Genomic DNA, 24,014 nt, shown 5'->3' on the forward strand with positions numbered 1-24,014 from the left:
TCCAATAAAAATTCAATGAAAACCAAAAGCTTGGATCAAGAATCATTAGCAGGCACATATATAATTAAAGAAATGTATAATGAAATGATCAAAGGTCAAATATTAAAAATCACCTTTGAATCTAATTCTAATAGAGTGACTGGATTTGGCGGTTGTAATAGTTTTTTTGGTACTTACACCCTTGAAGACAATAAAATTAGTTTTGGTGATATTGCGTCTTCCAAAAAGTTCTGTGGTAAAGCTATTGGTGATTTAGAACGCAATTTCTTTTCAACACTGAATGGTTCAACTAAAATAGAATTGGATGAAAACTATCTCTTGTTTCATGTGGATGACAACGTTGTTGTAAAAGGGGAAAAGGCCGTTGCTGAAAAAAGTATGAAAAAAGCAGTTCCAAATCCTAGTTTAGTTTTGATTTATAAAGCTATATCTAGAGGGTACTTCGGATATATAAAAATCTCAAATTCTAAAATCAGTGTTTCTCAAGATAGAAATTTAAAAGTGTTTAGCGACTATAATTGTACGGAGGAGGAACAAAATCAGCTAATATCAATATTTGATCAATTAAATCTTGATGAATTAGAAAACCTGAGGGCTCCTACTGACAAACGCCTTTTTGATGGAGCACCAATTGCAACCTTAACAATTATTAAAAATGGTATTGAAAAAACAACTCCAAGTTTTGATCATGGCCATCCACCGAAAGAAATAGAAGCATTAGTTAATAAAGTGTTATCTATAAAAGAAAATATAGCTAAACAGTAGGGTTTTTGTAATTTTACGACAAAATAATTGATGATGACAATTGCAGAATTACAAAACGAAATTATTGACGAATTCTCAATGTTTGAAGACTGGGAAGAACGATATCAATACATGATAGACCTGGGTAAGACATTACCTCTTATAGACGAAATATATAAAACTGACGACCATATAATAAAAGGTTGCCAAAGTAAGGTTTGGGTACATGCAGAAATGGAAAATGACAAAGTCAATTTTACTGCCGACAGTGATGCTATTATAACTAAGGGAATAATAGCCATTTTAATTCGAGTTTTTTCCGGTCAACATCCAAAAGATATCATTGATGCTGATACTGATTTTATAGATAAAATAAGTTTAAAAGAGCACTTATCACCAACTAGAGCAAACGGTTTAGTTAGTATGATAAAACAACTTAAAATGTATGCTATAGCATACCAAACACAATTAAATTAAAATGAGCGAGACAACTATAGATACAAATGTGCTAGGAGAAAAGATTGTTAGAGTTTTAAAAACAATATACGATCCTGAAATCCCTGTAGATATATATGAACTAGGGTTAATTTATGATGTTTTTGTTAATGAGGATTACGATGTAAAAATCCTAATGACATTAACCACACCTAATTGTCCTGTAGCAGAAACACTTCCATTAGAGGTAGAAGAAAAAGTTAAGTCAATTAATGAGGTAAAAGACGCTGTGGTGGAAATAACTTTTGATCCTCCTTGGTCACAAGATTTAATGAGTGAGGAAGCAAAATTAGAACTAGGTATGCTTTAAATGGCAGAGGAAATTATAAATAGAGTTGCAAATAGTAAACTCAAAGTGATTGACTTAGAGGATTATTATCCAGACGGAAAACGAATCTTGTTTGATATTAAGGATTGGTTGCTCAAAGGACTTGTATTAAGAGAAAAAGAATTTAGAGCTTCTGTTTTGGGGCATGATTGGTCTCAATATAAGGATTGCTACGTAGCATTACATTGCTCAACAGAAGCAATTGTACCAGATTGGGCATATATGTTAATCACTATTCAATTAAATAATTTCGCTAAAAAAGTTGTTATTGGTAACCTAGACCATTTAGAGTCTATACTCTTTGCCTCTATTATTTCAAACCTTAATATTCGGTTATATGAGGATATGCCAGTTATAATTAAAGGTTGTTCTCATAAACCCGTTCCTTCGAATGCAATGGTAATGCTCACAGAAAGACTGCAACCCGTTGCTAAATCTATAATGTTCGGTGAAGCTTGTTCTTCTGTACCCCTTTATAAAAGAACATAATTCTGCAATATTTATGACTTAAACTAATTTTTTTGATCTAATTGATACAAGATGAGTGCCTTTTTAAATATAAAAAATACTATATTAAGTTATATTTGTAATAGAATCGACTAAACTTTATTAAATACACTTTAACTATGAAAAAAAAATTAATCTTTATGGCAGTTTTGATGCTAGCCATTTCTTTTGGTTTTTCACAAACCAAAGAAGAATTAGAAGCGCAAAAAGCTGAGAAACAAGCCGAGGCTGACAAATTTCAAGGAGAAGCAGATGCTTTACAAGCCCAAATTGATGCATTACCTGGTTGGCGTGTTGGTGCTTTTGGTACTATTGGTGGTAGTCTTTCCAACTTTAACAATTGGTATGCACAGGGCACACCTAACAACGCTTCCGGTAATATTGGTTTTACAGTCAATGCATATGCTAATAAAATTGAAGACAAGTATTTTTGGAGAAATACACTAACCACTAATCTTAACTGGGTAAAACTAGATGATAAAGACGATCCCTCAGACAAAGATAGTTTTGAAGCAACAACAGATGTTTTTAATCTTTCATCTCTTTATGGATATAAATTAAGCAAAAAATGGGCAGTCTCTGGATTGTTGGAATATAGAACTACATTATTAGATAACTTCAATGATCCCGGTTATTTAGATTTGGGTGTCGGTGCTACATGGACTCCAATTGAGAATATGATTGTTGTAATACATCCTTTAAACTACAACTTTGTTTTTGCTGATGACGACAGCGTATTTGAATCTTCTGCAGGTGCAAAAATAGTAGCAGATTATACGAAATCTATAGGTGCTGTTAATTTTAAAACTAACTTCTCTACATTTCAAAGTTATGAATCAGGAGACTTATCAAACTGGACATGGACTAACTCTTTTAGCTATACATTATGGAAAATGATTGGTGTTGGTTTTGATTTCGCATTGAGAAGCAACAAACAAGAAGCAGCAAATTTCCAAGGAGTTGATTTAGAAGATGCAGACAATGACCTGCAATCCTATTACACTATTGGTTTAAGTTATAAGTTCTAAGATAGAACTAATATTCATAAAAAAGAGGGCTAAAATAGCTCTCTTTTTTATGTAATATCTTCAACATCAGGATAAAGAAAATGATTGTATGGAAATCTTGTTATGTGTATTTCTCTTATTTCTTTATATACACGTTTTCTAAATTCTTCTAAGTTTTCCTTATTGAGAGCAGATATAAATAATACATTATCGCCTAGTTTCGCCATCCATGTGTTTTTCCAATCTTCAATTGTGTAATTGGCTTTTGTCCCTTCTAGTTCACCTTCGTCCTCATCAAGTGGTTCAGGTTTATAGGCGTCTATTTTATTAAATACCATAATAGTTGGCTTGTCTTTACTCTGAATTTCATCTAATATTTGATTTACAGATTCTATATGCTCTTCAAAATTGGAATGCGAAATATCTACCACATGTAATAACAAATCAGCTTCTCTCACCTCATCTAAAGTGGATTTAAAAGACTCTACCAATTGTGTAGGTAGCTTTCTTATAAAACCAACGGTATCACTTACTAAAAATGGCAAGTTTCCTATTACAACCTTCCTAACTGTGGTGTCTAGGGTAGCAAACAATTTATTCTCGGCAAAAACCTCACTCTTACTAATTACATTCATAAGAGTAGATTTACCAACATTAGTATATCCAACTAAAGCAACTCTAACCATTTTACCACGGTTGCCTCTCTGTACTGCCATTTGCTTATCTATGGTCTTAATCTTGGCCTTTAACAATGCAATCTTATCACGTACAATACGTCTATCCGTTTCAATTTCTGTTTCACCAGGACCACGCATGCCAATACCACCTTTTTGTCTCTCTAAGTGTGTCCACATTCCTTTTAATCGAGGAAGCAAATATTCACATTGAGCCAGCTCTACCTGTGTCCTAGCATAACTTGTTTGGGCTCGCTGGGCAAAAATATCCAATATAAGATTTGTTCTGTCTAATATTTTACAATTAAGAATCTTACTGATATTGCGTTCTTGTGCAGGTGATAATTCGTCATCAAAGATAACTGTGCCAACCTCATTTTCTTTAACAAAGTGCATAACATCCTCCATCTTACCAGATCCGATAAATGTTTTTGGATTTGGCACGTTCATTTTTTGAGTATAACGCCTTACAACTTCTCCACCAGCAGTAAAGGTCAAAAACTCTAGTTCATCTAAATACTCTTTAGATTTTTCTTGATCTTGATCTTGGGTGATAATACCAACGAGCGCAACTTTTTCTAGAGCTATATCTTTTTTTTCAATCATATATTCAATAAAGTACAAAGTTAAGCAAATGCTATATTCCAAATAATCTTTTAAAATCATATATTTATTGCCATGACTAATAAGCAAAAGCAGTATACCATTGCCTTTTATAATATCGAAAACTTATTTGATACTGTGAATGATCCTATGAGTGATGACGATGATTTTTTACCAACTTCCAGAAAACGTTAGACTAAAAAACGCTATTACAATAAATTGCGGAAAATTGGGTCCGTAATTTCGAAAATTGGGAATGATGATTCTGACGAAGCTCCTGTTATAGTAGGACTATCGAAAGTTGAAAATAAATTGGTGCTTTCTGATTTAATAAGCAGTGAAAATCTAAGAGATGAAGACTACAATTATGTTCACTATAATTCTTCTGACGAGCGCGGTATTGATGTAGCTCTTTTATATAAGAACGATATATTTGAAGTAGAACATTCTGATACTTTTTCAATCTATCTAGAAAATGAAGAGGGTTTAAGAGATTATACAAGAGATATTTTATTAGTCCAAGGGAAATTAAATGGAGAAACCATATCAATTATTGTAAATCATTGGTCCTCTAGAAGGGAGGGTAAAAAAGAAACTGAATACAAACGTATTGCAGCTGCAGAAAAGGTTAATTCAATAATTAACACCATTAAAGAAGACAGTCCTAATATGAAAATAATTGTTATGGGTGATTTTAATGACAACCCAAATAATAATAGTATGGAACTCATTGAAAAGGAAAGCAGTCTTTTCAATCCATTTAAAACGGTTTGGTCTAGAGATGTTGGAAGCCTAAACCATAATTTCCAGTGGAATCTATTTGATCATATTTTATTCTCAATAAACTTTTTTGATAACAATATTTCTTCCCTGTCTTTTGATGAAGCGGATGTATTTGATGTAAAGTCTTTAACACAATACCATGGAAAGTATAAGGGACAGCCATTTAGAACTAATGTAGGCAAAAAATATAAGGGTGGATATAGTGATGATTTTCCTGTTTTTATCAACCTAAAAGCTTCTTAATAGAGCAATTCCCTTTTATCGATTATAATTGTACTTAATCTATTAAAACACTGTTAACATAGTGTTGATAACCAATTTTTATATATTCGAATGAATATCAAAATTTCGGCTGTAAACCGAAATTTTTGTTCCCTATAGCCCCTTCATTTTTTTAAATAATTCAAATCCTTTGTAATCAATATTTTACAAAGGATTAAATAAGTTCTAACAAACCAATTAATAATGAAAAAAAGTACTTTACTACTATTTTCACTTTTTTTAATTTTATTCCAAATCAACGCCCAAGTGGCCATTGGTTCCGGTAATTTACAGGGTGAAAATGCGCCTTTTGAAGCTTATTATGGATACTCGTATACTCAAACGGTATACTTAGCTTCAGAAATCAATGCTTCTGGTGAAATCACTGATGTACAGTGGTATTACAGTGGTACGTCAGACCTAGCAAATAGTCAAGATTTAGTTATATACATGGCAGAATCTACCCGTACTGATTTTGCAAATACTGATGACTGGGAACCATCAACCTCTCTTGCTCAAGTTTATGCTGGTGGAATAAGTGTTACTCCTGGTGTTGAAGGATGGGTGACATTAACCTTAGATACACCTTTTACATATTCTGGAATAGACAATTTGATTATTGCTGTCGAAGAAAATAGTGCAGGGTATGATTCCTTTGGTGATGATTTTTACAATTCTCAAGTAAGTGCTAATCGAACTATTTCTTATTTCAGCGATTTTACAAACCCAGATCCTGTTGCTCCGCCTTCAGCAAGTAACATTGACGACACCATTCCTAATATTATAATAGGCGGTATTACTCAAGCCTGTGCCACTCCAAGTGACTTAGCTGCTTCTGGAATTACATCAAATGAAGCTCAGATTTCATGGACTGAGAACGGAACATCTACTTCTTGGAATATTGAAATTGTATTATCTGGAGATGCTCCAACAGGGACTCCTACAGCAACCGGAGTTTCAAATCCATATACAGTTATGGGTTTATCTGCAGTTACAACTTATGATGTTTACGTCCAGGCAGATTGTGGTACTGAACAAAGTGCTTTCGCTGGTCCCTTAACGTTTGAAACATTATGTGATATATTTATACCTGACTACTTAGAGAACTTTACAACTATAATACCAGATTGTTGGGATGAAGCTGATAGTGGTGATCCTACAACTGGACCATCAGACTTAGGTGCTGGTTCTTGGACAGCAGATGAATTTTTAAATACTGGAACTGGTGATGGCGCTTATAAAATAAATTTATTTACAACAGGTAAGAGTGATTGGATTATTTCTCCACAATTTGATTTAACAGGAGGCCCTTTCCAAGTTGAGTTTGATTTTGCTATTACAAACTGGAACAGTAGTACTGTTGCAGGGACTTTAGGTTCTGATGATGTTGTACAATTTTTAATGACGACTGATAATGGTGTGACATGGACCACCTTGCTAACATATGACAGTACCTCTGTTGTACCTATCCCTGGAATTCATCCAGTGGTAGACTTAACAGGGAATAGTGGGCAAACAGTACAATTTGCAATTTACGCAACAGAAGGAACAACTGATGACCCTCAAGATGTTGATGTATTTGTCGATAATTTTCAGGTAAGAAATATTCCTTCATGTCCAGAACCAACGGATTTAACAGTATCTAGCCCAACACCAGATGGTGCTGAAGTAGCTTGGACAGAATCAGGAACTTCTACTGTTTGGAATATTGAAATTGTTCCAGCCGGAGATACTCCAACAGGGACTCCTACAGCAACAAATGTTACTAACCCGTATTTCGCAACCGGTCTTAATGCTATTACAGCCTATGACGTATATGTACAATCTGATTGTGGTGGTACTGGCTTAAGTTCATGGACTGGTCCTGCAACTTTTTCAACATTGTGTGACATTTTTGTGCCAGATTATATAGAAAACTTTACAACCATAATACCGGATTGTTGGGATGAGGCTAGCAACGGAGATGCCACGACAGGTCCGACCGACTTAGGTGCTGGTTCTTGGGTTGCAGATGAATTTTTAAATATAGGTACTGGAGACGGTGCGTACAAAATTAATTTGTTTTCAACAGGTAAAAGCGATTGGATAATTTCTCCGCAATTCGATTTAACAGGCGGACCTTTCCAAGTAGAATTCGACTTTGCAATTACCAATTGGAACAGTAGTACTGTTGCCGGAACATTAGGTTCTGACGATACAGTACAGCTTTTAATGACTACAGATGGTGGTGCGACCTGGATTGAATTATTATTATACGATAACAGCTCTGTAGTACCAATCCCAGGTATTCATCCTGTAGTAGATTTAACAGCGTACAGTGGGCAGATTGTTCAATTTGGTGTTCTGGGTTCTGAAGGTACAGTTAATGACACTGAAGATGTAGATGTATTTGTAGATAATTTCCAAGTAAGAAATGTTCCTACGTGTCCAGAACCAAGTGATTTAACATCAACAAACCTCTCATTAACGTCTACCGAAATTGCCTGGACTGAGGCTGGCACCTCCACTGTTTGGAATATAGAATACGGACCTGCTGGCTTTGCTCAAGGCAGTGGTACTGTTGTTAATGGTGTTACAAACCCATTCGTTCTCACAGGATTGCTTCCTGATACATTATATGATTGGTATGTGCAAGCAGAATGTGATCCGTCAAATTTAAGTTCTTGGTCTGGTCCTAGTCAATTCTTTACTGGTTACTGTGAATCGATACCAACAAGTAATGATGGGCAAGGTGTTACTAATGTTACAATAGGTATTGTTGACTTTCCAAGTTTAGGAGACGTTACTTATGAAAATCAAACCTCACCGGTGGTTAATGTATTCCAAGGTGTAGATACTACAATAGAAATAACTTTCGCTACAGGATTTACATATGATTCCAATATCTGGATTGATTTTAATGATGATTTAGTCTTTGATGCTTCAGAATTAGTATTTCAAGGAGAATCTACAAATGCTAACCCAACAATATTAGATGCTTCTTTTGTTATGCCGGCTGCGGCTCCTTTGGGTGAACATAGAATGCGTATTGGTACAGCAGATTCTGGACAAGCAACACCAAATCCATGTTATAATGGTTCTTGGGGTGTTACCTTAGATTTCACAGTTAATGTTATTGAATTGACATGTACATTGCCAGAGGCTAGTTATACGACAGTACCAGATTGCGACAACGACCAGTTCTTTATTGATGTTGATATTACAAGTTTAGGTGATGCAACTTCTTTAGAGATTTCTAATAGCTTAGATATAATAACTATACAGGCAACTGCTATCGGTGTTTATCAAGCTGGTCCATTCCCTTTTGGTAGCACGGCAAAAGTGTTTGTTATGAACGAACAAGACAATAACTGTATTATCAGTAGCGATAATTTTACTGTTTTAGCCTGTCCACCTGATAATGACGAATGTGATATGGCGACTATCGCGGTTGTTAACGATATTGATCTATGTGAGCAAGTAACACCTGGAACAATCCTGGCCGCTACGCCTTCAGGCTTAGATCCTGGGTCTTGTACAGGAAATCCTAATGATGATGTTTGGTTTGAGTTCACAGCACTCGATGAAGTAGAATTCATTTCTTTAGGCAATATTCAAGGAGGAACAACTAATTTAGATCATGCAGTTTATGAGGGAACGTGTGGTAGTTTAACTGAACTTTATTGTTCAACTGAATCCGCAAGTATTACTCCATCTTTAATTGTTGGTAATACGTATTATATTAGAGTATTTAGTTCAGGTAGTGTTTCAGAGACCTCTACATTTGATTTATGTATCAGGGAAGCACCAACTAATGTGATTTGTGAAAATGCAGAAAATTTCTGTTCTGTTGGTGACGCCTTAGTAGGTTCAAATATCATTGGCCTTCCTGATCCAACAGATATTGCATGTTTATTCAGTGCGCCAAATCCAACTTGGAATATTATCCAAATTGGTGAGCCTGGTCTTATAGAAATAGAAATAAATCAATGGCAAGATAATAACAATAATGGAGTTCAAGATGGCGGAGAACCTGGCTTAGATGTTGATTTTGTCCTTTGGGGGCCGTTTTCAGACCCAGTTGATGCCTGCGATAATTTAGATAATGGTTGTCCAGACCCTAATGATTGCCCAAATAATACTACGAGTCCAGACTTTTATCCATTTGGTAATATTGTAGATTGCAGTTATTCTTTTATTTCTACTGAGAATCTAACTATTGATAATGCTCAAACTGGAGAAATATATATTTTATTAGTAACTAACTTCTCTAATGATCCCGGGACAATTTCAATTAATCAAACAAATATAGGGGGTACAGGAGATGGAACAATTGAGGCAGATATTTCTGCTGAGATTACAAGTAATGAAGTTGTTTTTGTAGATACAGATTCTGATCCAAGTACACCTGTTGAAGCTTCAGTTTGTGGTTTTGACACAGTAACAATTATAGCAGATTCACCATTTGCCGATAGCTATGTTTGGTATAAAAATGGTTTCGTAGTGCCAGGAGAAACAACAGACACATTGGTAGTTACAGAATCTGATCTTTACCAAGTACAGGCATTTGACGAACAATGTGGTGCAGATGCATTCTCACAATTTGTGGTAATAAATATGTACAATGACCCTGGTTCATTAGGCCCACAGGTTATAGAAGTTTGTGACGGACCTGAAAGTAATGGTAGTGAATCATTTGATCTTGATGCATTAACCACATCTCTAGGTTATGGACCAGATTTCACAGTTACCTATTATACTAGTACAGCAGATGCCAACCAGGCAATAAATGCAGTAAGTTCACCTTATGATTCATCTGGTGAAATACTTGTTATAAGAGTAGAAGATACAGATGCATTTAATAATGGTTTCTTAGGCTGTAGACAACTTTCAGAAGTGGAGTTGGTAGTTCTGGCAATACCCGTAATTAATCAACCTGCAGATTTTGTTGTATGTGATGATATCGATGGCAACGTTGATGGTATTACTGATTTTGATTTAACATCTATTGATGGCGAAATTACAACTGATACAGATGTAGCAATTACTTATCATGCTTCTCAGGCAGATGCTGATGCTGGAACTGCTCCTATTGCAAGTCCATATTCAAGTGGTGATGCTACCGTATACATACGAGCTGAAAATGCTCTTACAGGATGTTTTGTTACTACATCATTCAATTTAGTTGTAAATGTAGTGCCATTAGGTTCTATTGATACAAATCTATTTTATTATGATACAGATACCAATGAGTTTTTACTCTGTCCTGCCGCAGAATCTGGAGTAGTCCTTACAATAATTCCTCAAGGATTTAATACTTCTGATGTAACAGTTCAATGGGTATTAGATGGAAACGATGTTTCTGGTGCTAACGGTATTTCATATGAAGCATTTGAAGGAGGTGATTATTCAGCTATAATTACCTTTAATGCAACAGGGTGTTCAAATACAATTTCAAACATTATTGTTACAGAAATTGAAAACTGTGCGATTCCACAAGGGATTTCACCAGGAGTTTCAGCCGGATTTAATGATACTCTAGATTTAAGGTATTTTAATGTAACAAAACTTGAAATATTCAACAGAAATGGAACTTTAGTTTATTCAAAGAATAATTATTCTAATGAATGGGCAGGGCAAACCGATGATGGTGAAGAGCTTCCAGTAGGAACATATTTCTACACCATGGTATATGAGGGAGGAACAAAGTCTAAATCTGGATGGATTTATATTAATAGATAAAATTAACTGAATCAACTTATTATAATGAAAAAACTCACTATTATTGCGGTTTTGCTCCTAGCGCTACAAACCTATGGGCAACAAGACCCTCAGTACACTCAGTACATGTATAATATGAATATTATTAACCCTGCCTATGCGGGTTCAAGAGAAAACTTATCATTTGGGTTATTATATAGAAATCAATGGACGGCAATAGATGGAGGCCCTGAAACGGGTACTTTCTTTGGCCACTCACCAATTGGAAACAACCTAGGGTTAGGATTATCTGTAATTGCAGATCAAATTGGGCCGGTAAAAGAAACTAATACTTACGTAGATGTTTCTTATACACTTAAATTGGGAGGGGCACATAGACTCGCTTTCGGAGTTAAAGCAGGTGCTACATTCCACGATATTAATTTAACGAGTTCAAATGTTTCAGTAATAGATCAAAATGACCCATTCTTTGGAATTGGGATAAATGAGACAACACCTAATTTTGGTGCTGGTTTCTTCTATTATACTGATAATTATTACTTATCACTATCTGTACCTAATTTTTTGTCATCAGTTCATTTAGACGCTAATGGAAATAAAATAGGTTCAGAAACACAGCACTACTTTTTAACTGGTGGATATGTGTTTAATGTATCTCCTAACACAGAATTGAAACCTTCTTTTATGCTTAAGTCGGCATTTGATGCACCATCATCATTTGATATTAATTTAAATGCCCGGTTTTTTAAGAAGTTTGAAATCGGAGCTTCGTACCGTTTAGACGATTCCTTCTCTGGTTTAGTAAACTTTGCAGTTACACCATCAATTAGATTAGGGTATGCTTACGATGCTATTTCGTCAGATATTAAGGCCTATGCTCCAGCATCTCATGAAGTAATGCTGTTATTCGATCTTAATTTCCCTAAGAAAGTTTCACGTTCACCAAGATATTTCTAATCAGTTAAGCTAAACAAAAATGAAAAACTTAAAAACACTATTATTTATTACGTTGATGAGTAGCTTGTGCTTAACTGCTCAAAACAGCGACACAAAAAAAGCAGATAAACAATTTGCTAGGTATGAATTTGTAAAGGCTGCTGAAAGCTATAACAAACTTATAGAAAAAGGCAAAGGTGATACTTATGTATACGGTCAGCTAGCCGAATGTTATTACAACGTTTTTAGTACCATAGATGCAGAAAAATGGTATGCAAAGGCCTTAGATTCCTCTAGCGATCCAGAAATGATTTACAAGTATTCAGAAATGCTGAAAGCTAATGGTAAATACGACGAATCGAATACACAAATGGAAAAATTTGCTTCCATGCGTCCTTCTGATGATAGAGCTACTGCATTTAGAAAAAATCCAAACTATTTGCCTAAAATACTAGAACAGGGTAAAAAGTTTAATGTTCAAAATGCAGATTTCAATTCTGAGCAATCAGATTTTGGAGGCACTATGAACAATGGAAAACTGTATATAACTTCAAGTAGAAATGATAACCGCAAAACTTATGGTTGGAATCAAGAACCCTTTCTAGACATCTATTCTTTATCGAAAAATTCAGATGGTTCATACCAAGGGGCGACACTAATGAACGATAAGATAAATACAAGATATCATGAAGGCCTCGTGTCTTTTTCACCCGATGGAGAAACAATGTACTTTTCGAGAGAGAGCTATTTTGAAAAAGATTTTGAAAAGGACTCCCTTTCAAAAGTGAGATATAGTCAATTATATTTATTTAAAGCAGCAAAACTTGGATCTGATTGGGACATGGTTGAAAGTTTGTCAGTGAATAGCAAAAATTACTCTGTAAAGAACCCATCAGTTAGTTCAGATGGTAAGACTATATATTTTGCATCAAACATGCCAGGTGGTTATGGTAACTTTGATATTTACAAGGCATCTATTAATGATGATGGTTCAATCGGTGAACCTCAAAATCTTGGGCAAAAAGTAAATACGGAAGGCCAAGAAATGTTCCCGTATATAAGTAGTAATGGTACACTTTACTTTTCATCTAATGGTCATTTAGGCCTTGGTGGAATGGATGTTTTCTTTACTAAAGAAATTGACGGTAAAGTAGCACCTATTAGAAATGTTGGTATCCCAATAAACAGTAATGGAGATGATTTTGCATTTACTATTGATGAAGAAGCAGAAGAGGGATTTGTTTCATCTAACAGAGACGGAGGAAAAGGAAGCGATGATGTTTATGCCTTCAAAAAATTACAGCCATTATGTGATGTGCTTGTATTAGCTACAGTATTAGATGATAAGACACGTGAGCCTGTTAATGGTGCAAATGTAACATTGTTAGATTCTGAAAGGAATGTAGTTGTATCAAAAAGTTCAAATTCAGATGGATTAGCAGAATTCATAGTAGAATGCGAGCAAGATTTTGAATTGGAGATAACTATGGAAGATTACGACAGTAAAAAGGTATCTGTTAGTGGTACGAACGAGGAAGAGTTAGCTGTTCAAATCTCACTTGATCCAATTGAAAAATTAATTGTTGAAGATAAAATTGAACTACAACCAATTTATTTTGATTTCGACAAGTCTAATATTACAGCACAAGCTGCTTTTGAATTAGATAAACTGGTTCAAATAATGACTAAATATCCTGAGTTAGTTATAAAAGCAACCTCTCATACAGATACTCGTGGGCCTGCATCATATAATAACAGATTGTCAGAACGTAGAGCAAAATCTACTGTACAATATGTTATTTCAAAAGGTGTTGCCCAAGCAAGGATTTCTGCTGAAGGTAAAGGTGAATCTGAACTTAAAGTAGAATGCGGTGGAAGATGTACGGAAGAACAACATCAAGAAAATAGAAGATCAGAGTTTATTATTGTTAGTGGAGGACCACAAGGATAATAACTGATAAATAAATGTGCTAATGAAGAAAGCTCTGAAATTTATTCAGAGCTTTTTTTATCTTAATAGGAAACCTTTGGCTGCCCACCATGGATGTATTTCAATTACACATCTTCCTGCTTTTACCATTGGATTCGCATTGGTAAGGCTGTCTGCCATTTGCATATTTAGCACATTATATATTGTAATTCCTCTAATTTCACCATCGTCACCAAAAGGACCAGATTATATCAGCAAAAGTCTTTTTTTCATAATCTCCATTCTTTATATGGATGTTTACTTAACTGAGAGTTGTAGTATTTTATATTACCTGTTACTTCTTTGCCCAACCACAGTGGTTTCTCAAACTTTTCATCGATAGAATTTAATTCTATCTCAGCAATTGTCAACCCATCATTTTCACCAAAGAATTCATCTACTTCAATAATATGTTCTCCAGCCTTAATCTCATATCTTATTTTGTCAATGATCCCCTTTTCGCACAATCCTAAAAGAGACATCGCCTCTTCCTTTTTAATTTCTTTTTCCCATTCATAACGTGTTAAACCATCATCAGAAGATAATCCCTTAACTGTCAAAATCCCTTTATCGCCAACTAATCTTACCCTAACTGTCCTTTCTGGGTCAGAATTCAAAAACCCTTGTTTAATGCTGTAGTTATTATAGGCTTCCTCTTTATAATTAGAGGATTTCACTAAATATTTTCGTTCAATTTCTATCATGGTATTGCGTAAATTTACAGTATGCATAATGATTTACCAATAAGAAAAATAATTCATGTTGATATGGATGCCTTTTATGCATCTGTTGAACAGCTCGACAATCCGGATCTTAAAGGTAAACCAATTGCAGTTGGTGGTGGTGGTGCAAGAGGCGTAATAAGTGCGGCAAGTTACGAAGCTCGCAAATTTGGGGTTAAGAGCGCCATGTCTGGCAGGTTGGCAGAAAAATTATGCCCTAATTTAATTTTTGTAAAACACCGATTTGAGAGATATAAAGAAATCTCAAACAAAATCAGAAAAATATTTTTGGATTACACTGATTTAGTTGAACCATTATCACTAGATGAGGCATATTTGGATGTAACCGAAAATAAAATAGGGCTCCCTAGCGCAACATTAATAGCGCAGAAAATAAGAGATCGAATATTTAGTGAAGTTGGTTTAACAGCCTCTGCAGGCATCTCAATAAATAAATTTGTAGCGAAGATAGCTAGTGATTATAACAAACCTAATGGCCAAAAAACGGTTAATCCAGAAGATGTACTTCAATTTCTTGAAGAATTGGATATTCGAAAATTCTATGGTGTTGGCAAAGTAACTGCAGAGAAAATGTACCAGAAAGGCATTTTTACAGGTAAAGATTTAAAATCAAAGAATATTGAATATCTAGAAGACAATTTTGGTAAATCGGGTAAACAGTATTATTATATAGTGAGAGGTATTCATAACAATGAAGTAAGTCCAAATAGGATAAGAAAGTCATTAGCTGCAGAACGAACATTCAGTGAGAACCTGTCATCAGAAATCTTTATGCTTGAAAAATTAAATCAGATCGCAGAAGAGGTTTCTAACCGCCTAAATAAAAGTAAGGTGTCGGGTAAAACAATCACTTTAAAAATAAAGTATAGTGATTTTACACTTCAAACTCGTAGTAAAACTTTACCTTTTTTTATTAACGATAAATCAATTATTCTAGAGATTGCAAAGGAGTTACTATATCAAGATAGTTTAAAAAACTCTGTTAGGTTACTAGGAATTTCCTTATCAAATTTAAATACAGACAAAAAATTATCTGAAGACCCTATAGACAAGGAGAAGAAATCCGTTAGTGTTCAGTTAAAATTTGATTTTTAGATTAAAAACTACAGCTTTTAATTTCAGTTACCCGTAATGTATTTACCATACCTTTGTCTTGAATTGGCATTGCTGCTAAACTAATAAGCATATCACCAACTTCTAGGTAACCTTTTTTACAAGCAATTGCATTTACATCTTCAATAGTTTTATCTGTACTTACAAATCTATCATAGTAGAATGCTTTTACACCCCAAAGCAAATTCAATTGCGTTAAAATTCGCTTATTTGAAGTAAATACCAATATGTGAGCGTCTGGTCGCCAAGCAGATATTTGAAATGCAGTATAGCCACTATTTGTCAATGTAGAAATAGCTTTTGCATTTATCTCATTTGCCATATTTGCAGCATGGTAGCAAATAGCTTTTGTAATATACCTTTTAGTTCTAATATGTGGTGGTGATTGTGGTACCTCAATTAAATGAGAATCTTCTACGCTTCTAATTATGTTGGCCATTTGCCGTATTACTTGTACAGGATATTGCCCAACTGAAGTCTCACCTGAGAGCATTACAGCATCAGCACCATCCATCACAGAGTTAGCAACATCATTTACCTCTGCTCTAGTTGGTGTTAAACTTGTAATCATTGTTTCCATCATTTGAGTTGCAATAATTACAGGGATTCTGGCACGTTTAGCACGTAACACTAATTTCTTTTGAATTAGAGGAACCTCTTCTGCAGGTATTTCTACACCTAGATCACCACGAGCTACCATTAAACCATCACAATAGGCCACAATCTTGTCTATGTTTTCAACAGCTTCAGGCTTTTCAATTTTCGCAATTATTGGAATTTTATAATCACTATGTTCCTTAATTAACTCCTCTAACTGCATTAAATCTTCAGCATGTCTTACAAATGAAAGTGCAATCCAATCTACCTTTTGGCTTATAGCAAAAATTGCATCTTCAATATCCTTTTCAGTTAATGCTGGTTGCGAAATATTGGTATTGGGTAGATTTACTCCTTTTTTTGATTTTAAAGGACCTCCTTGTATAACCTTTGCTTTAACCTCACTCTTTTTATCGGTAGAAACAACCTCAAAAATTAACTTACCATCATCTAATAATATTCTTTCGCCTGGTTTTGCATCTTGAGGAAAGTTATCATAGGTCATATATACCCTTTCCTTGGTTCCTTCAAAACGGTCTCCTGTGGCAAAAATTATTTCATCTCCTTCATTTACAATCACCTCACCTTTCATTACTCCAACTCTCAACTTTGGCCCTTGCAGGTCTCCCAAAATCGCTGCGTTGTACCCAAATTCATCATTGAGTTCTCTAATAATGTTTATGCGTTCCTTCACTGCATCGTAATCTGCGTGAGAAAAGTTAATTCTAAATACATTTGCACCTTCATCAAGCATCTGTTTCAATATTTCCTTTGTGCTTGTCGCTGGTCCAAGAGTAGCTACTATTTTTGTTTTTTTATTTGACATCAATTTAAAAAATTAAATGGTTTTTAGATCTCAATTTCATTGGGTTTACAATGTAACTTGTAATTATCTGGGGAATATTTTGCAATTTGCTTAATATAGCCCTTTCACTAATATTTTGTATTTCCTCTGAGATCTTAATAAAATAATCAACTTTTTTATATTCAGATATTAAGTGAAATGTTTTTAAAACCTTGTTGGTGCTTTCAAATAATGTTCCTGAACTATATAAACTTGTTTCTTCCTTTTTACATACATTTGAAATTAAATTCCAAGTAACGTATTCTGTTTCATTCTTCCACTCAAAGAGACTATAAGAAGATTCCAAATATTTAAGATCTATATCCTCTTCTTTGCGCTTTAATTTTAAATCTAAATTTTTATTGAGTATATATGCTAGTCGATAATCTTCCAAACTACAATGAATAGCAATTAGCTTATAGGAGTCATCATAGAAATCATCAACTAGTAGTTTGTGCAAAGCCATATAATTATAACTTTTAACCGTAAATATAGGACAATAATAGGTTACATAGATTAACTTTTAATTAATCTTAACCCTGAAAAATTACGAAAACGTTGTAGTCCAAGTTAAATTTGAGATGCCTTAATTTCGGCTTTAGATTAATTTTGTCATTTGCTTTTGAAAGGCAAAAAATGCACGCTTTGATGCCTTTTCTTCTGCTTTTTTCTTTGAAGTTGCGCGTGCCTTTGAAACTACTTTATTGTTAATACTTAATTTAACAGAAAAATGCTTTAGTTCATCTTTTCCTGTGTCTTCATAAACCTGGTAATCAAAGGTGTTTTTTTCCTTTTGACACCACTCTATTAGCAAGCTTTTATAACTTATAACCTTACCTTCTAAAGTTTCAATATCTACGTACGGATAAATAACTCTTTTATATATAAATCGTTCACAAAACTTGTATCCCTTATCCAAATAAATAGCACCTAATAGGGCTTCAAAAAGATTACCATGAATGTTATTCCCAAAGCTTGATTTGGGTATTCGACTTTGAACCAAATCAATTAGATCAAGGTCTTTACCAAGTTCATTTAAGTGCTCTCTACTTACCACCTTTGAGCGCATTTTTGTAAGATACCCTTCATCACCGTGAGGCACCTGTTCGTACAAGTATGAAGCAATTACAGAGCTTAACATTGCATCGCCAACAAATTCTAGACGCTCATAATTTATGGCATTACCCATCTTGTCCTTAATATTCATTGAACGATGTGTAAATGCCTTAATGTAAAGTGATTTAGATTTTGGCTTAAAGCCCAAAATACTTTTAAGTTTCAAAAAAAAATCCCCGTCTCCATGAGAACGGGAATTTAGTATGTTACGAATGAAACCCATTCGGGATTTAATCTAATTTTTTAAATAATACACAAGCGTTGTGACCTCCAAATCCAAATGTATTACTCATTGCGACTTTAATATCTCGTTTCTGAGCTTTATTCAACGTTAAATTTAATTCTGGGTCAATATCTTCATCAACAGTTTCGTGATTAATTGTGGGTGGTATTACACCATTTTTCAAAGCTAAAATTGAAGCAATAGCCTCAATAGCCCCGGCAGCACCTAACAAATGACCTGTCATTGATTTAGTAGAATTAATATTTATATTCTTAGCATGGTTGCCAAATACTTCAGATATAGCCTTGAGTTCAGCAACATCTCCTAATGGTGTCGATGTACCGTGTGTATTAATATGATCTACATCTTCTGGATTTAAACCGGCATTTTCTAAACAATTTTTCATTACTGCAACAACACCGATGCCATCTGGATGAGGGGCTGTCATGTGATAAGCATCTGAAGATAATCCTCCTCCAACTACTTCAGCATAAATTTTAGCTCCTCTTGATATAGCATGTTCGTATTCTTCTAAAATGATTGATCCCGCTCCTTCTCCCAATACAAAACCGTCTCGGTTTGCATCGAAGGGTCTTGAAGCCGTTTTTGGATTGTCATTTCTTGTACTCATGGCGTGCATAGCATTAAAACCACCCATACCAGCTATTGTGACAGCCGCTTCGCTACCACCAGTAATTACAACATCACAATGTCCTAATCTTATAGTGTTTAGAGCATCAATCATTGAATTTGCTGAAGACGCACATGCGGATACTGTAGTATAGTTTGGGCCCATAAAACCATATTTAATGGATATGTTTCCAGGTGCTATATCAGCTATCATTTTTGGAATGAAGAAAGGATTAAAACGTGGACTGCCGTCTCCTGCGGCAAAATTTAACACCTCATCTTGAAATGTTTTTAAACCACCTATTCCGGCTCCCCAAATTACTCCTACTCTATATTTATTTAGTGAATCTATGTCAAGTTTTGAGTCTGCAATAGCCTCATCTGAAGCTACCATGGCATACTGTGAAAACTTATCCATTTTCCTTGCTAACTTCCTGTCAATAAAGTCAGTAACTTCAAAGTTTTTTACTTCACAAGCGAACTGTGTTTTAAATTTTTCCGCATCAAAATGCGTAACTGGCGCAGCACCACTTTTACCACTAATTAGTGCATCCCAATATTCATCTTTGGTGTTGCCTATTGGCGTAAGTGCTCCTAAACCAGTAACTACAACTCGCTTTAGCTCCATAAAAACGTTATTATTTTGCTTCTTCTATATAAGAAATAGCTTGACCAACTGTTGCAATATTTTCAGCTTGATCATCTGGTATTTGAATATCAAATTCCTTTTCAAATTCCATTATTAATTCAACAGTGTCTAAAGAATCAGCTCCTAAATCATTAGTGAAGCTTGCCTCTGTTACAACCTCGTTTTCATCAACACCTAATTTGTCTACGATAATCGCTTTTACTCTTGATGCAATGTCTGACATAATCTTTTAATTTTAAGTTTTTATTAGACCGCAAAAATAAAAAACTTTATTATAAAAAACATCTTTACCGATAAAATGTGCACATAGATGGCAAAATTCGATATATCTGTTAATGAATTGCGTCTAATTGTTAATTATTATTCTTTTTTTTGTTTCGAATAATAGTACATTGAATAGTAGTATATGAAACGTGTAGTAATTTTTGCGTCCGGTAGCGGATCTAATGCTGAAAATTTAATTAAGTTTTTTCACAACATTGATAATGTGTCTGTTATTCAGGTATTGACTAACAATCCTCATGCCAAAGTTTTAGACAGGTGTAAAAGACTAAATATTAGTGCTTTATCATTCAATAGAGTCGCTTTTTCTAAGTCGGAAGATGTATTAAATATTTTAAAAAAACAGAAACCAGATCTTATTATACTCGCTGGCTTTCTATGGAAATTTCCTAAATTTATTCTTAACCACTATGAAAATAAGGTGATAAACATTCATCCTGCGCTGCTTCCTAAATATGGAGGAAAAGGTATGTATGGTATGCACGTCCACAATGCTGTTGTAGCTAATAATGAAAAAAAAACAGGCATAACAATTCATTATGTGAATGAAAACTATGATGAAGGTTCAATAATCTTTCAAGCAAAATGCGACGTCTTGCCAACAGACACGCCTGAGGATTTAGCTTCTAAAATCCATCTTTTAGAAATGGAATATTTTCCTAAGGTTGTTAATGATTTGCTCAATGAGTAAGAAAAAGAAATACTATACGGTTTGGAAAGGTCATAATACAGGAGTATTTGAGACTTGGGAAGATTGTAAAGCTCAGATAAAAAACTTTAAAGGTGCTCAATACAAATCTTTTACATCTTTTGAGGCCGCCAAAAAAGCATACCAGGAAGGCTCTAAGGAGTATATTGGCAAATCTAAAACCTTTAAAAGTGAACTGTCAGAAGAACAGCTGAAAAAAATTGGTGAACCTAATCTAAATTCGATATGTGTTGATGCTGCTGTTAGCGGAAATCCGGGTAAAATGGAATATCGTGGTGTAGTGACAAAAACAAAAAAGCAATTATTTATTCAAGGGCCATTTGAAGAGGGCACTAATAATATTGGTGAATTTTTAGCTATTGTTCATGGATTAGCATTTTTAAAACAGAAGAAAAGTAACCGTATAATCTATACAGACTCTAGAACAGCCATGAGCTGGGTCAAAAAGAAAAAATGCAACACAAAACTCAACCGAAGCGATAAGAATAAATCTCTTTTTGAATTAGTGGATAGGGCAATAAAGTGGTTAAATGAAAATAAATATTCAACTACCGTTGTAAAATGGGAAACCAAGGCTTGGGGAGAAATTCCAGCTGATTTTGGAAGGAAATAAAATCTAATGGATTCTAATTATTACGATATTATTATAATAGGTGCTGGTCTATCTGGGATCGGTGCAGCATGTCACTTAACAAGAAAAAGTCAAGAAAAGTCTTATTTAATATTAGAATCACGAGAAACTCTTGGTGGTACTTGGGACTTATTTAAATATCCTGGTGTCAGATCTGATTCTGACATGTATACTTTTGGATATTCTTTTAAAACTTGGGATGATGCAAGGTCCTTTGCGGATGCGCCATCAATATTAAAATATCTCAACGAAGCATCAAGAGAATATAATGTTATTGACAATATTGCTTTTAACCAGCGTGCAATTTCTTATAACTATAGCTCTAAAGATAAACTTTGGCGTATAACATCGGCTGACACCAAAACTGAAGCTAAAATTACCTATTCAACTAGATTTATTTTTAATTGTAGCGGCTACTATAGTTATGATGAAGGCTACACACCTAAATATAAAGGTTTGGAAAATTATAAAGGAGATTTTGTTCATCCCCAAAAATGGCCAAAAAATCTAAAGTTGAATAATAAAAAGGTGGTCGTTATTGGTAGTGGAGCAACCGCAGTTACAATTGTTCCTAAAATTGCAAAAACTGTCAGTCATGTAACAATGCTACAGAGGTCGCCAACATATATCGGTGCACTACCTAATAAGGATGTAATAGCTAAGTTCTTAAAATTTATTTTGCCTAAAAAAATAGCGCATAAGGCCATTAGAATAAAGAATGTACTTTTAGATATGGCTTTTTTTAATGCTTGCAGGAAATGGCCAAATACCATGAAAAAGTATATTATTAAAAAGGCGCAAAAAGAATTAGGAGATGTCCCTGTGTACCCACATTTTACACCAAATTACAACCCATGGGAACAACGCTTTTGTTTGGCTCCTGATGGCGATTTATTTAAATCTATTAGAGAAGGTAGCGCTTCCATTGAGACGGCTAAAATAAATCACTTTAATCAAACTGGTATTGTATTAGATTCTGGAAAAGAACTTACGGCAGATATAATTGTAAGTGCCACAGGTTTAAGAATATTACCGTTAGGTGGAGTTTCAATTTCTATAGATCAACAACCTTTTGATATCTCTAAACTTTATGTGTACAAGGGTTGTATGCTAAGTGACCTTCCTAATTTATTCCTCTTTGTAGGATATACAAATGCATCTTGGACTTTAAAAAGTGATTTAACAAGTGAATACATTACACGGGTTTTTAGATATTTGAATAAACACAATTTTCAATCTATTTGCCCAAAAACTAAAGATGCCAGTCTTAAATCAACACCATTACTTAATTTAAATTCAGGCTATATTCATCGAGCAAAAAATATTCTGCCTAATCAGGGAGATAAAGCGCCATGGAGGGTTTATCAGAATTATATACTTGACTATAAGATGTTAAGAATTGATAATATAAATGACTCATTTGCATCATTCAATTAATGAAGAGAGTAATAATTTTTAAAGGAATATTTTTTACTTAAATTTGCGTCTTAATCAAACTTACTTTAATGGGTAAATTAGTGATTGTCGGTACTGTGGCATTTGATGCTATAGAAACTCCTTTTGGTAAAACCGATAAAATCCTTGGAGGTGCAGGAACATTCATTGGCCTTGCCGCTTCAAAATTCAATATAAATTCTGCCATAGTTTCTGTGGTAGGTGGTGACTTTCCTCAAGAATATTTAGACTATATGTCTGGTCAAAATATTGACGTATCGGGTATTGAAATTGTAGATAATGGCAAAACTTTTTTCTGGAGTGGAAAATATCACAACGACATGAACTCTAGAGATACTTTGGTAACAGAACTTAATGTGCTAGCAAATTTTGAACCTAAGGTGCCTGAAAATTATAAAGATGCTGATGTTGTAATGCTCGGTAATCTTCACCCATTAACTCAAATGAGTGTATTAAATCAAATGACTAGAAAACCAAAATTAGTGGTGCTTGATACTATGAATTTTTGGATGGACTGTGCATTAGAAGATTTACACAACACAATTAAACATATTGATGTTATCACAATAAATGATGAAGAAGCACGGCAACTAACAGGTGAATATTCATTAGTTGTTGCTGCAAGAAAGATCCATGATATGGGGCCAAAATTTGTAGTTATTAAAAAAGGTGAACATGGAGCCCTTTTGTTTCATCAAGACAGTGTTTTTTATGCACCTGCCCTTCCATTAGAAGAGGTTTTTGATCCAACGGGCGCAGGTGACACATTCGCAGGAGGCTTTACCGGCTATCTTGCAAAAACAGAGGACTATTCATTTGAAAATATGAAAAACGCTGTTATTTATGGATCTACTTTGGCTTCTTTTTGTGTTGAAAAATTTGGTACAGAGCGAATGCAGAATTTAGAAGATACCGAAATTTATAATCGTTTAGACCAATTTAAAAGTCTAACACAATTTGATATAGAATTAACGTAACTTGACGCGCTCGAAATTGAGCGCGTTTTTTATTACAT

General features: G+C 34.3%; 20 protein-coding genes and 2 pseudogenes. 14 read left to right on the forward strand and 8 right to left on the reverse strand.

What is annotated here, in order from left to right:
• Positions 1-15: 15 nt before the first annotated feature.
• The 5 genes from DUZ96_RS09975 to DUZ96_RS09995 all read left to right on the forward strand — a co-directional run bounded on the left by DUZ96_RS09975 (position 16) and on the right by DUZ96_RS09995 (position 3,102).
• Positions 16-765: an META domain-containing protein gene (locus tag DUZ96_RS09975; protein WP_181855266.1), complete on the forward strand. Its 750-nt coding sequence runs from the start codon at positions 16-18 to the stop codon at positions 763-765.
• A 33-nt stretch (positions 766-798) separates the two neighbouring features.
• The gene (locus DUZ96_RS09980) at positions 799-1,221 is read left to right on the forward strand and encodes a SufE family protein (RefSeq protein WP_114302329.1); all 423 of its coding nucleotides are present in this window, start codon (positions 799-801) and stop codon (positions 1,219-1,221) included.
• A gap of 1 nt (position 1,222) precedes the next feature.
• Complete coding sequence (locus DUZ96_RS09985) at positions 1,223-1,549, forward strand: DUF59 domain-containing protein (protein ID WP_114301809.1); 327 nt, start codon at positions 1,223-1,225, stop codon at positions 1,547-1,549.
• Complete coding sequence (locus tag DUZ96_RS09990; RefSeq protein WP_114301810.1) at positions 1,550-2,056, forward strand: DUF2480 family protein; 507 nt, start codon at positions 1,550-1,552, stop codon at positions 2,054-2,056. It abuts the gene before it with no gap.
• Between the two features lie 137 nt (positions 2,057-2,193).
• Positions 2,194-3,102, forward strand: coding sequence for a DUF3078 domain-containing protein (locus tag DUZ96_RS09995; protein WP_114301811.1), 909 nt, complete (start codon positions 2,194-2,196; stop codon positions 3,100-3,102).
• Between the two features lie 47 nt (positions 3,103-3,149).
• Here the strand turns inward: DUZ96_RS09995 and hflX are convergent, their stop codons facing one another.
• Positions 3,150-4,361: a GTPase HflX gene (gene hflX / locus DUZ96_RS10000; RefSeq protein ID WP_114302330.1), complete on the reverse strand. Its 1,212-nt coding sequence runs from the start codon at positions 4,359-4,361 to the stop codon at positions 3,150-3,152.
• Positions 4,362-4,433: 72 nt separating this feature from the next.
• Between hflX and DUZ96_RS10005 the strand changes: the two are divergent.
• From DUZ96_RS10005 to DUZ96_RS10020, 4 genes and pseudogenes are all read left to right on the forward strand, one after another.
• Positions 4,434-5,384: pseudogene (locus DUZ96_RS10005) on the forward strand (endonuclease).
• A 222-nt stretch (positions 5,385-5,606) separates the two neighbouring features.
• On the forward strand, positions 5,607-11,123 hold the full coding sequence (locus DUZ96_RS10010) for a fibronectin type III domain-containing protein (protein WP_114301812.1): 5,517 nt from the start codon (positions 5,607-5,609) through the stop codon (positions 11,121-11,123).
• A gap of 24 nt (positions 11,124-11,147) precedes the next feature.
• Positions 11,148-12,059 carry a type IX secretion system membrane protein PorP/SprF gene (locus DUZ96_RS10015; RefSeq protein WP_114301813.1) on the forward strand — a complete coding sequence of 304 codons (912 nt, stop codon included), beginning with the start codon at positions 11,148-11,150 and terminating at the stop codon, positions 12,057-12,059.
• A 19-nt stretch (positions 12,060-12,078) separates the two neighbouring features.
• Entirely contained in the window at positions 12,079-13,989 is a 1,911-nt protein-coding gene (locus DUZ96_RS10020; protein WP_114301814.1) for an OmpA family protein, read from the forward strand.
• A 57-nt stretch (positions 13,990-14,046) separates the two neighbouring features.
• Here DUZ96_RS10020 and DUZ96_RS13245 read toward each other — a convergent pair.
• Both DUZ96_RS13245 and DUZ96_RS10025 read right to left on the reverse strand, forming a co-directional pair.
• Positions 14,047-14,214: pseudogene (locus DUZ96_RS13245) on the reverse strand (YciI family protein); the annotation flags it as partial.
• A 23-nt stretch (positions 14,215-14,237) separates the two neighbouring features.
• Positions 14,238-14,711 (reverse strand): CYTH domain-containing protein, encoded by a 474-nt coding sequence (locus DUZ96_RS10025; protein WP_114301815.1) that lies wholly within the window; start codon positions 14,709-14,711, stop codon positions 14,238-14,240.
• Between the two features lie 21 nt (positions 14,712-14,732).
• Between DUZ96_RS10025 and dinB the strand changes: the two genes are divergently transcribed.
• On the forward strand, positions 14,733-15,845 hold the full coding sequence (gene dinB, locus DUZ96_RS10030; protein ID WP_114301816.1) for a DNA polymerase IV: 1,113 nt from the start codon (positions 14,733-14,735) through the stop codon (positions 15,843-15,845).
• A gap of 1 nt (position 15,846) precedes the next feature.
• Here the strand turns inward: dinB and pyk are convergent, their stop codons facing one another.
• The 5 genes from pyk to DUZ96_RS10055 form a co-directional block, all read right to left on the reverse strand.
• On the reverse strand, positions 15,847-17,289 hold the full coding sequence (pyk, locus tag DUZ96_RS10035; RefSeq protein ID WP_114301817.1) for a pyruvate kinase: 1,443 nt from the start codon (positions 17,287-17,289) through the stop codon (positions 15,847-15,849).
• 1 nt (position 17,290) lies between these two features.
• Complete coding sequence (locus tag DUZ96_RS10040) at positions 17,291-17,770, reverse strand: IPExxxVDY family protein (RefSeq protein WP_114301818.1); 480 nt, start codon at positions 17,768-17,770, stop codon at positions 17,291-17,293.
• A 132-nt stretch (positions 17,771-17,902) separates the two neighbouring features.
• Positions 17,903-18,643 (reverse strand): ribonuclease III, encoded by a 741-nt coding sequence (gene rnc, locus DUZ96_RS10045; RefSeq protein WP_114301819.1) that lies wholly within the window; start codon positions 18,641-18,643, stop codon positions 17,903-17,905.
• Between the two features lie 7 nt (positions 18,644-18,650).
• Positions 18,651-19,901: a beta-ketoacyl-ACP synthase II gene (fabF, locus tag DUZ96_RS10050; protein WP_114301820.1), complete on the reverse strand. Its 1,251-nt coding sequence runs from the start codon at positions 19,899-19,901 to the stop codon at positions 18,651-18,653.
• Positions 19,902-19,911: 10 nt separating this feature from the next.
• Positions 19,912-20,145, reverse strand: coding sequence for an acyl carrier protein (locus DUZ96_RS10055; RefSeq protein WP_008269813.1), 234 nt, complete (start codon positions 20,143-20,145; stop codon positions 19,912-19,914).
• Between the two features lie 183 nt (positions 20,146-20,328).
• Here DUZ96_RS10055 and DUZ96_RS10060 point away from each other — a divergent pair, with 183 nt between their 5' ends.
• The 4 genes from DUZ96_RS10060 to DUZ96_RS10075 all read left to right on the forward strand — a co-directional run bounded on the left by DUZ96_RS10060 (position 20,329) and on the right by DUZ96_RS10075 (position 23,976).
• Complete coding sequence (locus tag DUZ96_RS10060; RefSeq protein ID WP_114301821.1) at positions 20,329-20,895, forward strand: phosphoribosylglycinamide formyltransferase; 567 nt, start codon at positions 20,329-20,331, stop codon at positions 20,893-20,895.
• Positions 20,888-21,526: a viroplasmin family protein gene (locus DUZ96_RS10065; RefSeq protein WP_114301822.1), complete on the forward strand. Its 639-nt coding sequence runs from the start codon at positions 20,888-20,890 to the stop codon at positions 21,524-21,526. Before DUZ96_RS10060 ends, DUZ96_RS10065 begins: the two co-directional genes overlap by 8 nt.
• A gap of 6 nt (positions 21,527-21,532) precedes the next feature.
• Positions 21,533-22,981: an NAD(P)/FAD-dependent oxidoreductase gene (locus DUZ96_RS10070; protein WP_114301823.1), complete on the forward strand. Its 1,449-nt coding sequence runs from the start codon at positions 21,533-21,535 to the stop codon at positions 22,979-22,981.
• 68 nt (positions 22,982-23,049) lie between these two features.
• Positions 23,050-23,976: a PfkB family carbohydrate kinase gene (locus DUZ96_RS10075; protein ID WP_114301824.1), complete on the forward strand. Its 927-nt coding sequence runs from the start codon at positions 23,050-23,052 to the stop codon at positions 23,974-23,976.
• The last annotated feature ends 38 nt before the right edge of the window (positions 23,977-24,014 follow it).

The organism is Winogradskyella sp. KYW1333 (genome assembly GCF_003335675.1).
Classification (GTDB): Bacteria; Bacteroidota; Bacteroidia; order Flavobacteriales; family Flavobacteriaceae; genus Winogradskyella.

Coding starts and splice junctions, on each gene's coding strand:
- DUZ96_RS09975 (WP_181855266.1), top strand. CDS start 16: ATGAAAACCAAAAGCTTGGATCAAGAATCATTAGCAGGCACATATATA.
- DUZ96_RS09980 (WP_114302329.1), top strand. CDS start 799: ATGACAATTGCAGAATTACAAAACGAAATTATTGACGAATTCTCAATG.
- DUZ96_RS09985 (WP_114301809.1), top strand. CDS start 1,223: ATGAGCGAGACAACTATAGATACAAATGTGCTAGGAGAAAAGATTGTT.
- DUZ96_RS09990 (WP_114301810.1), top strand. CDS start 1,550: ATGGCAGAGGAAATTATAAATAGAGTTGCAAATAGTAAACTCAAAGTG.
- DUZ96_RS09995 (WP_114301811.1), top strand. CDS start 2,194: ATGAAAAAAAAATTAATCTTTATGGCAGTTTTGATGCTAGCCATTTCT.
- hflX (WP_114302330.1), bottom strand. CDS start 4,361: ATGATTGAAAAAAAAGATATAGCTCTAGAAAAAGTTGCGCTCGTTGGT.
- DUZ96_RS10010 (WP_114301812.1), top strand. CDS start 5,607: ATGAAAAAAAGTACTTTACTACTATTTTCACTTTTTTTAATTTTATTC.
- DUZ96_RS10015 (WP_114301813.1), top strand. CDS start 11,148: ATGAAAAAACTCACTATTATTGCGGTTTTGCTCCTAGCGCTACAAACC.
- DUZ96_RS10020 (WP_114301814.1), top strand. CDS start 12,079: ATGAAAAACTTAAAAACACTATTATTTATTACGTTGATGAGTAGCTTG.
- DUZ96_RS10025 (WP_114301815.1), bottom strand. CDS start 14,711: ATGATAGAAATTGAACGAAAATATTTAGTGAAATCCTCTAATTATAAA.
- dinB (WP_114301816.1), top strand. CDS start 14,733: ATGCATAATGATTTACCAATAAGAAAAATAATTCATGTTGATATGGAT.
- DUZ96_RS10040 (WP_114301818.1), bottom strand. CDS start 17,770: ATGGCTTTGCACAAACTACTAGTTGATGATTTCTATGATGACTCCTAT.
- rnc (WP_114301819.1), bottom strand. CDS start 18,643: ATGGGTTTCATTCGTAACATACTAAATTCCCGTTCTCATGGAGACGGG.
- fabF (WP_114301820.1), bottom strand. CDS start 19,901: ATGGAGCTAAAGCGAGTTGTAGTTACTGGTTTAGGAGCACTTACGCCA.
- DUZ96_RS10055 (WP_008269813.1), bottom strand. CDS start 20,145: ATGTCAGACATTGCATCAAGAGTAAAAGCGATTATCGTAGACAAATTA.
- DUZ96_RS10060 (WP_114301821.1), top strand. CDS start 20,329: ATGAAACGTGTAGTAATTTTTGCGTCCGGTAGCGGATCTAATGCTGAA.
- DUZ96_RS10065 (WP_114301822.1), top strand. CDS start 20,888: ATGAGTAAGAAAAAGAAATACTATACGGTTTGGAAAGGTCATAATACA.
- DUZ96_RS10070 (WP_114301823.1), top strand. CDS start 21,533: ATGGATTCTAATTATTACGATATTATTATAATAGGTGCTGGTCTATCT.
- DUZ96_RS10075 (WP_114301824.1), top strand. CDS start 23,050: ATGGGTAAATTAGTGATTGTCGGTACTGTGGCATTTGATGCTATAGAA.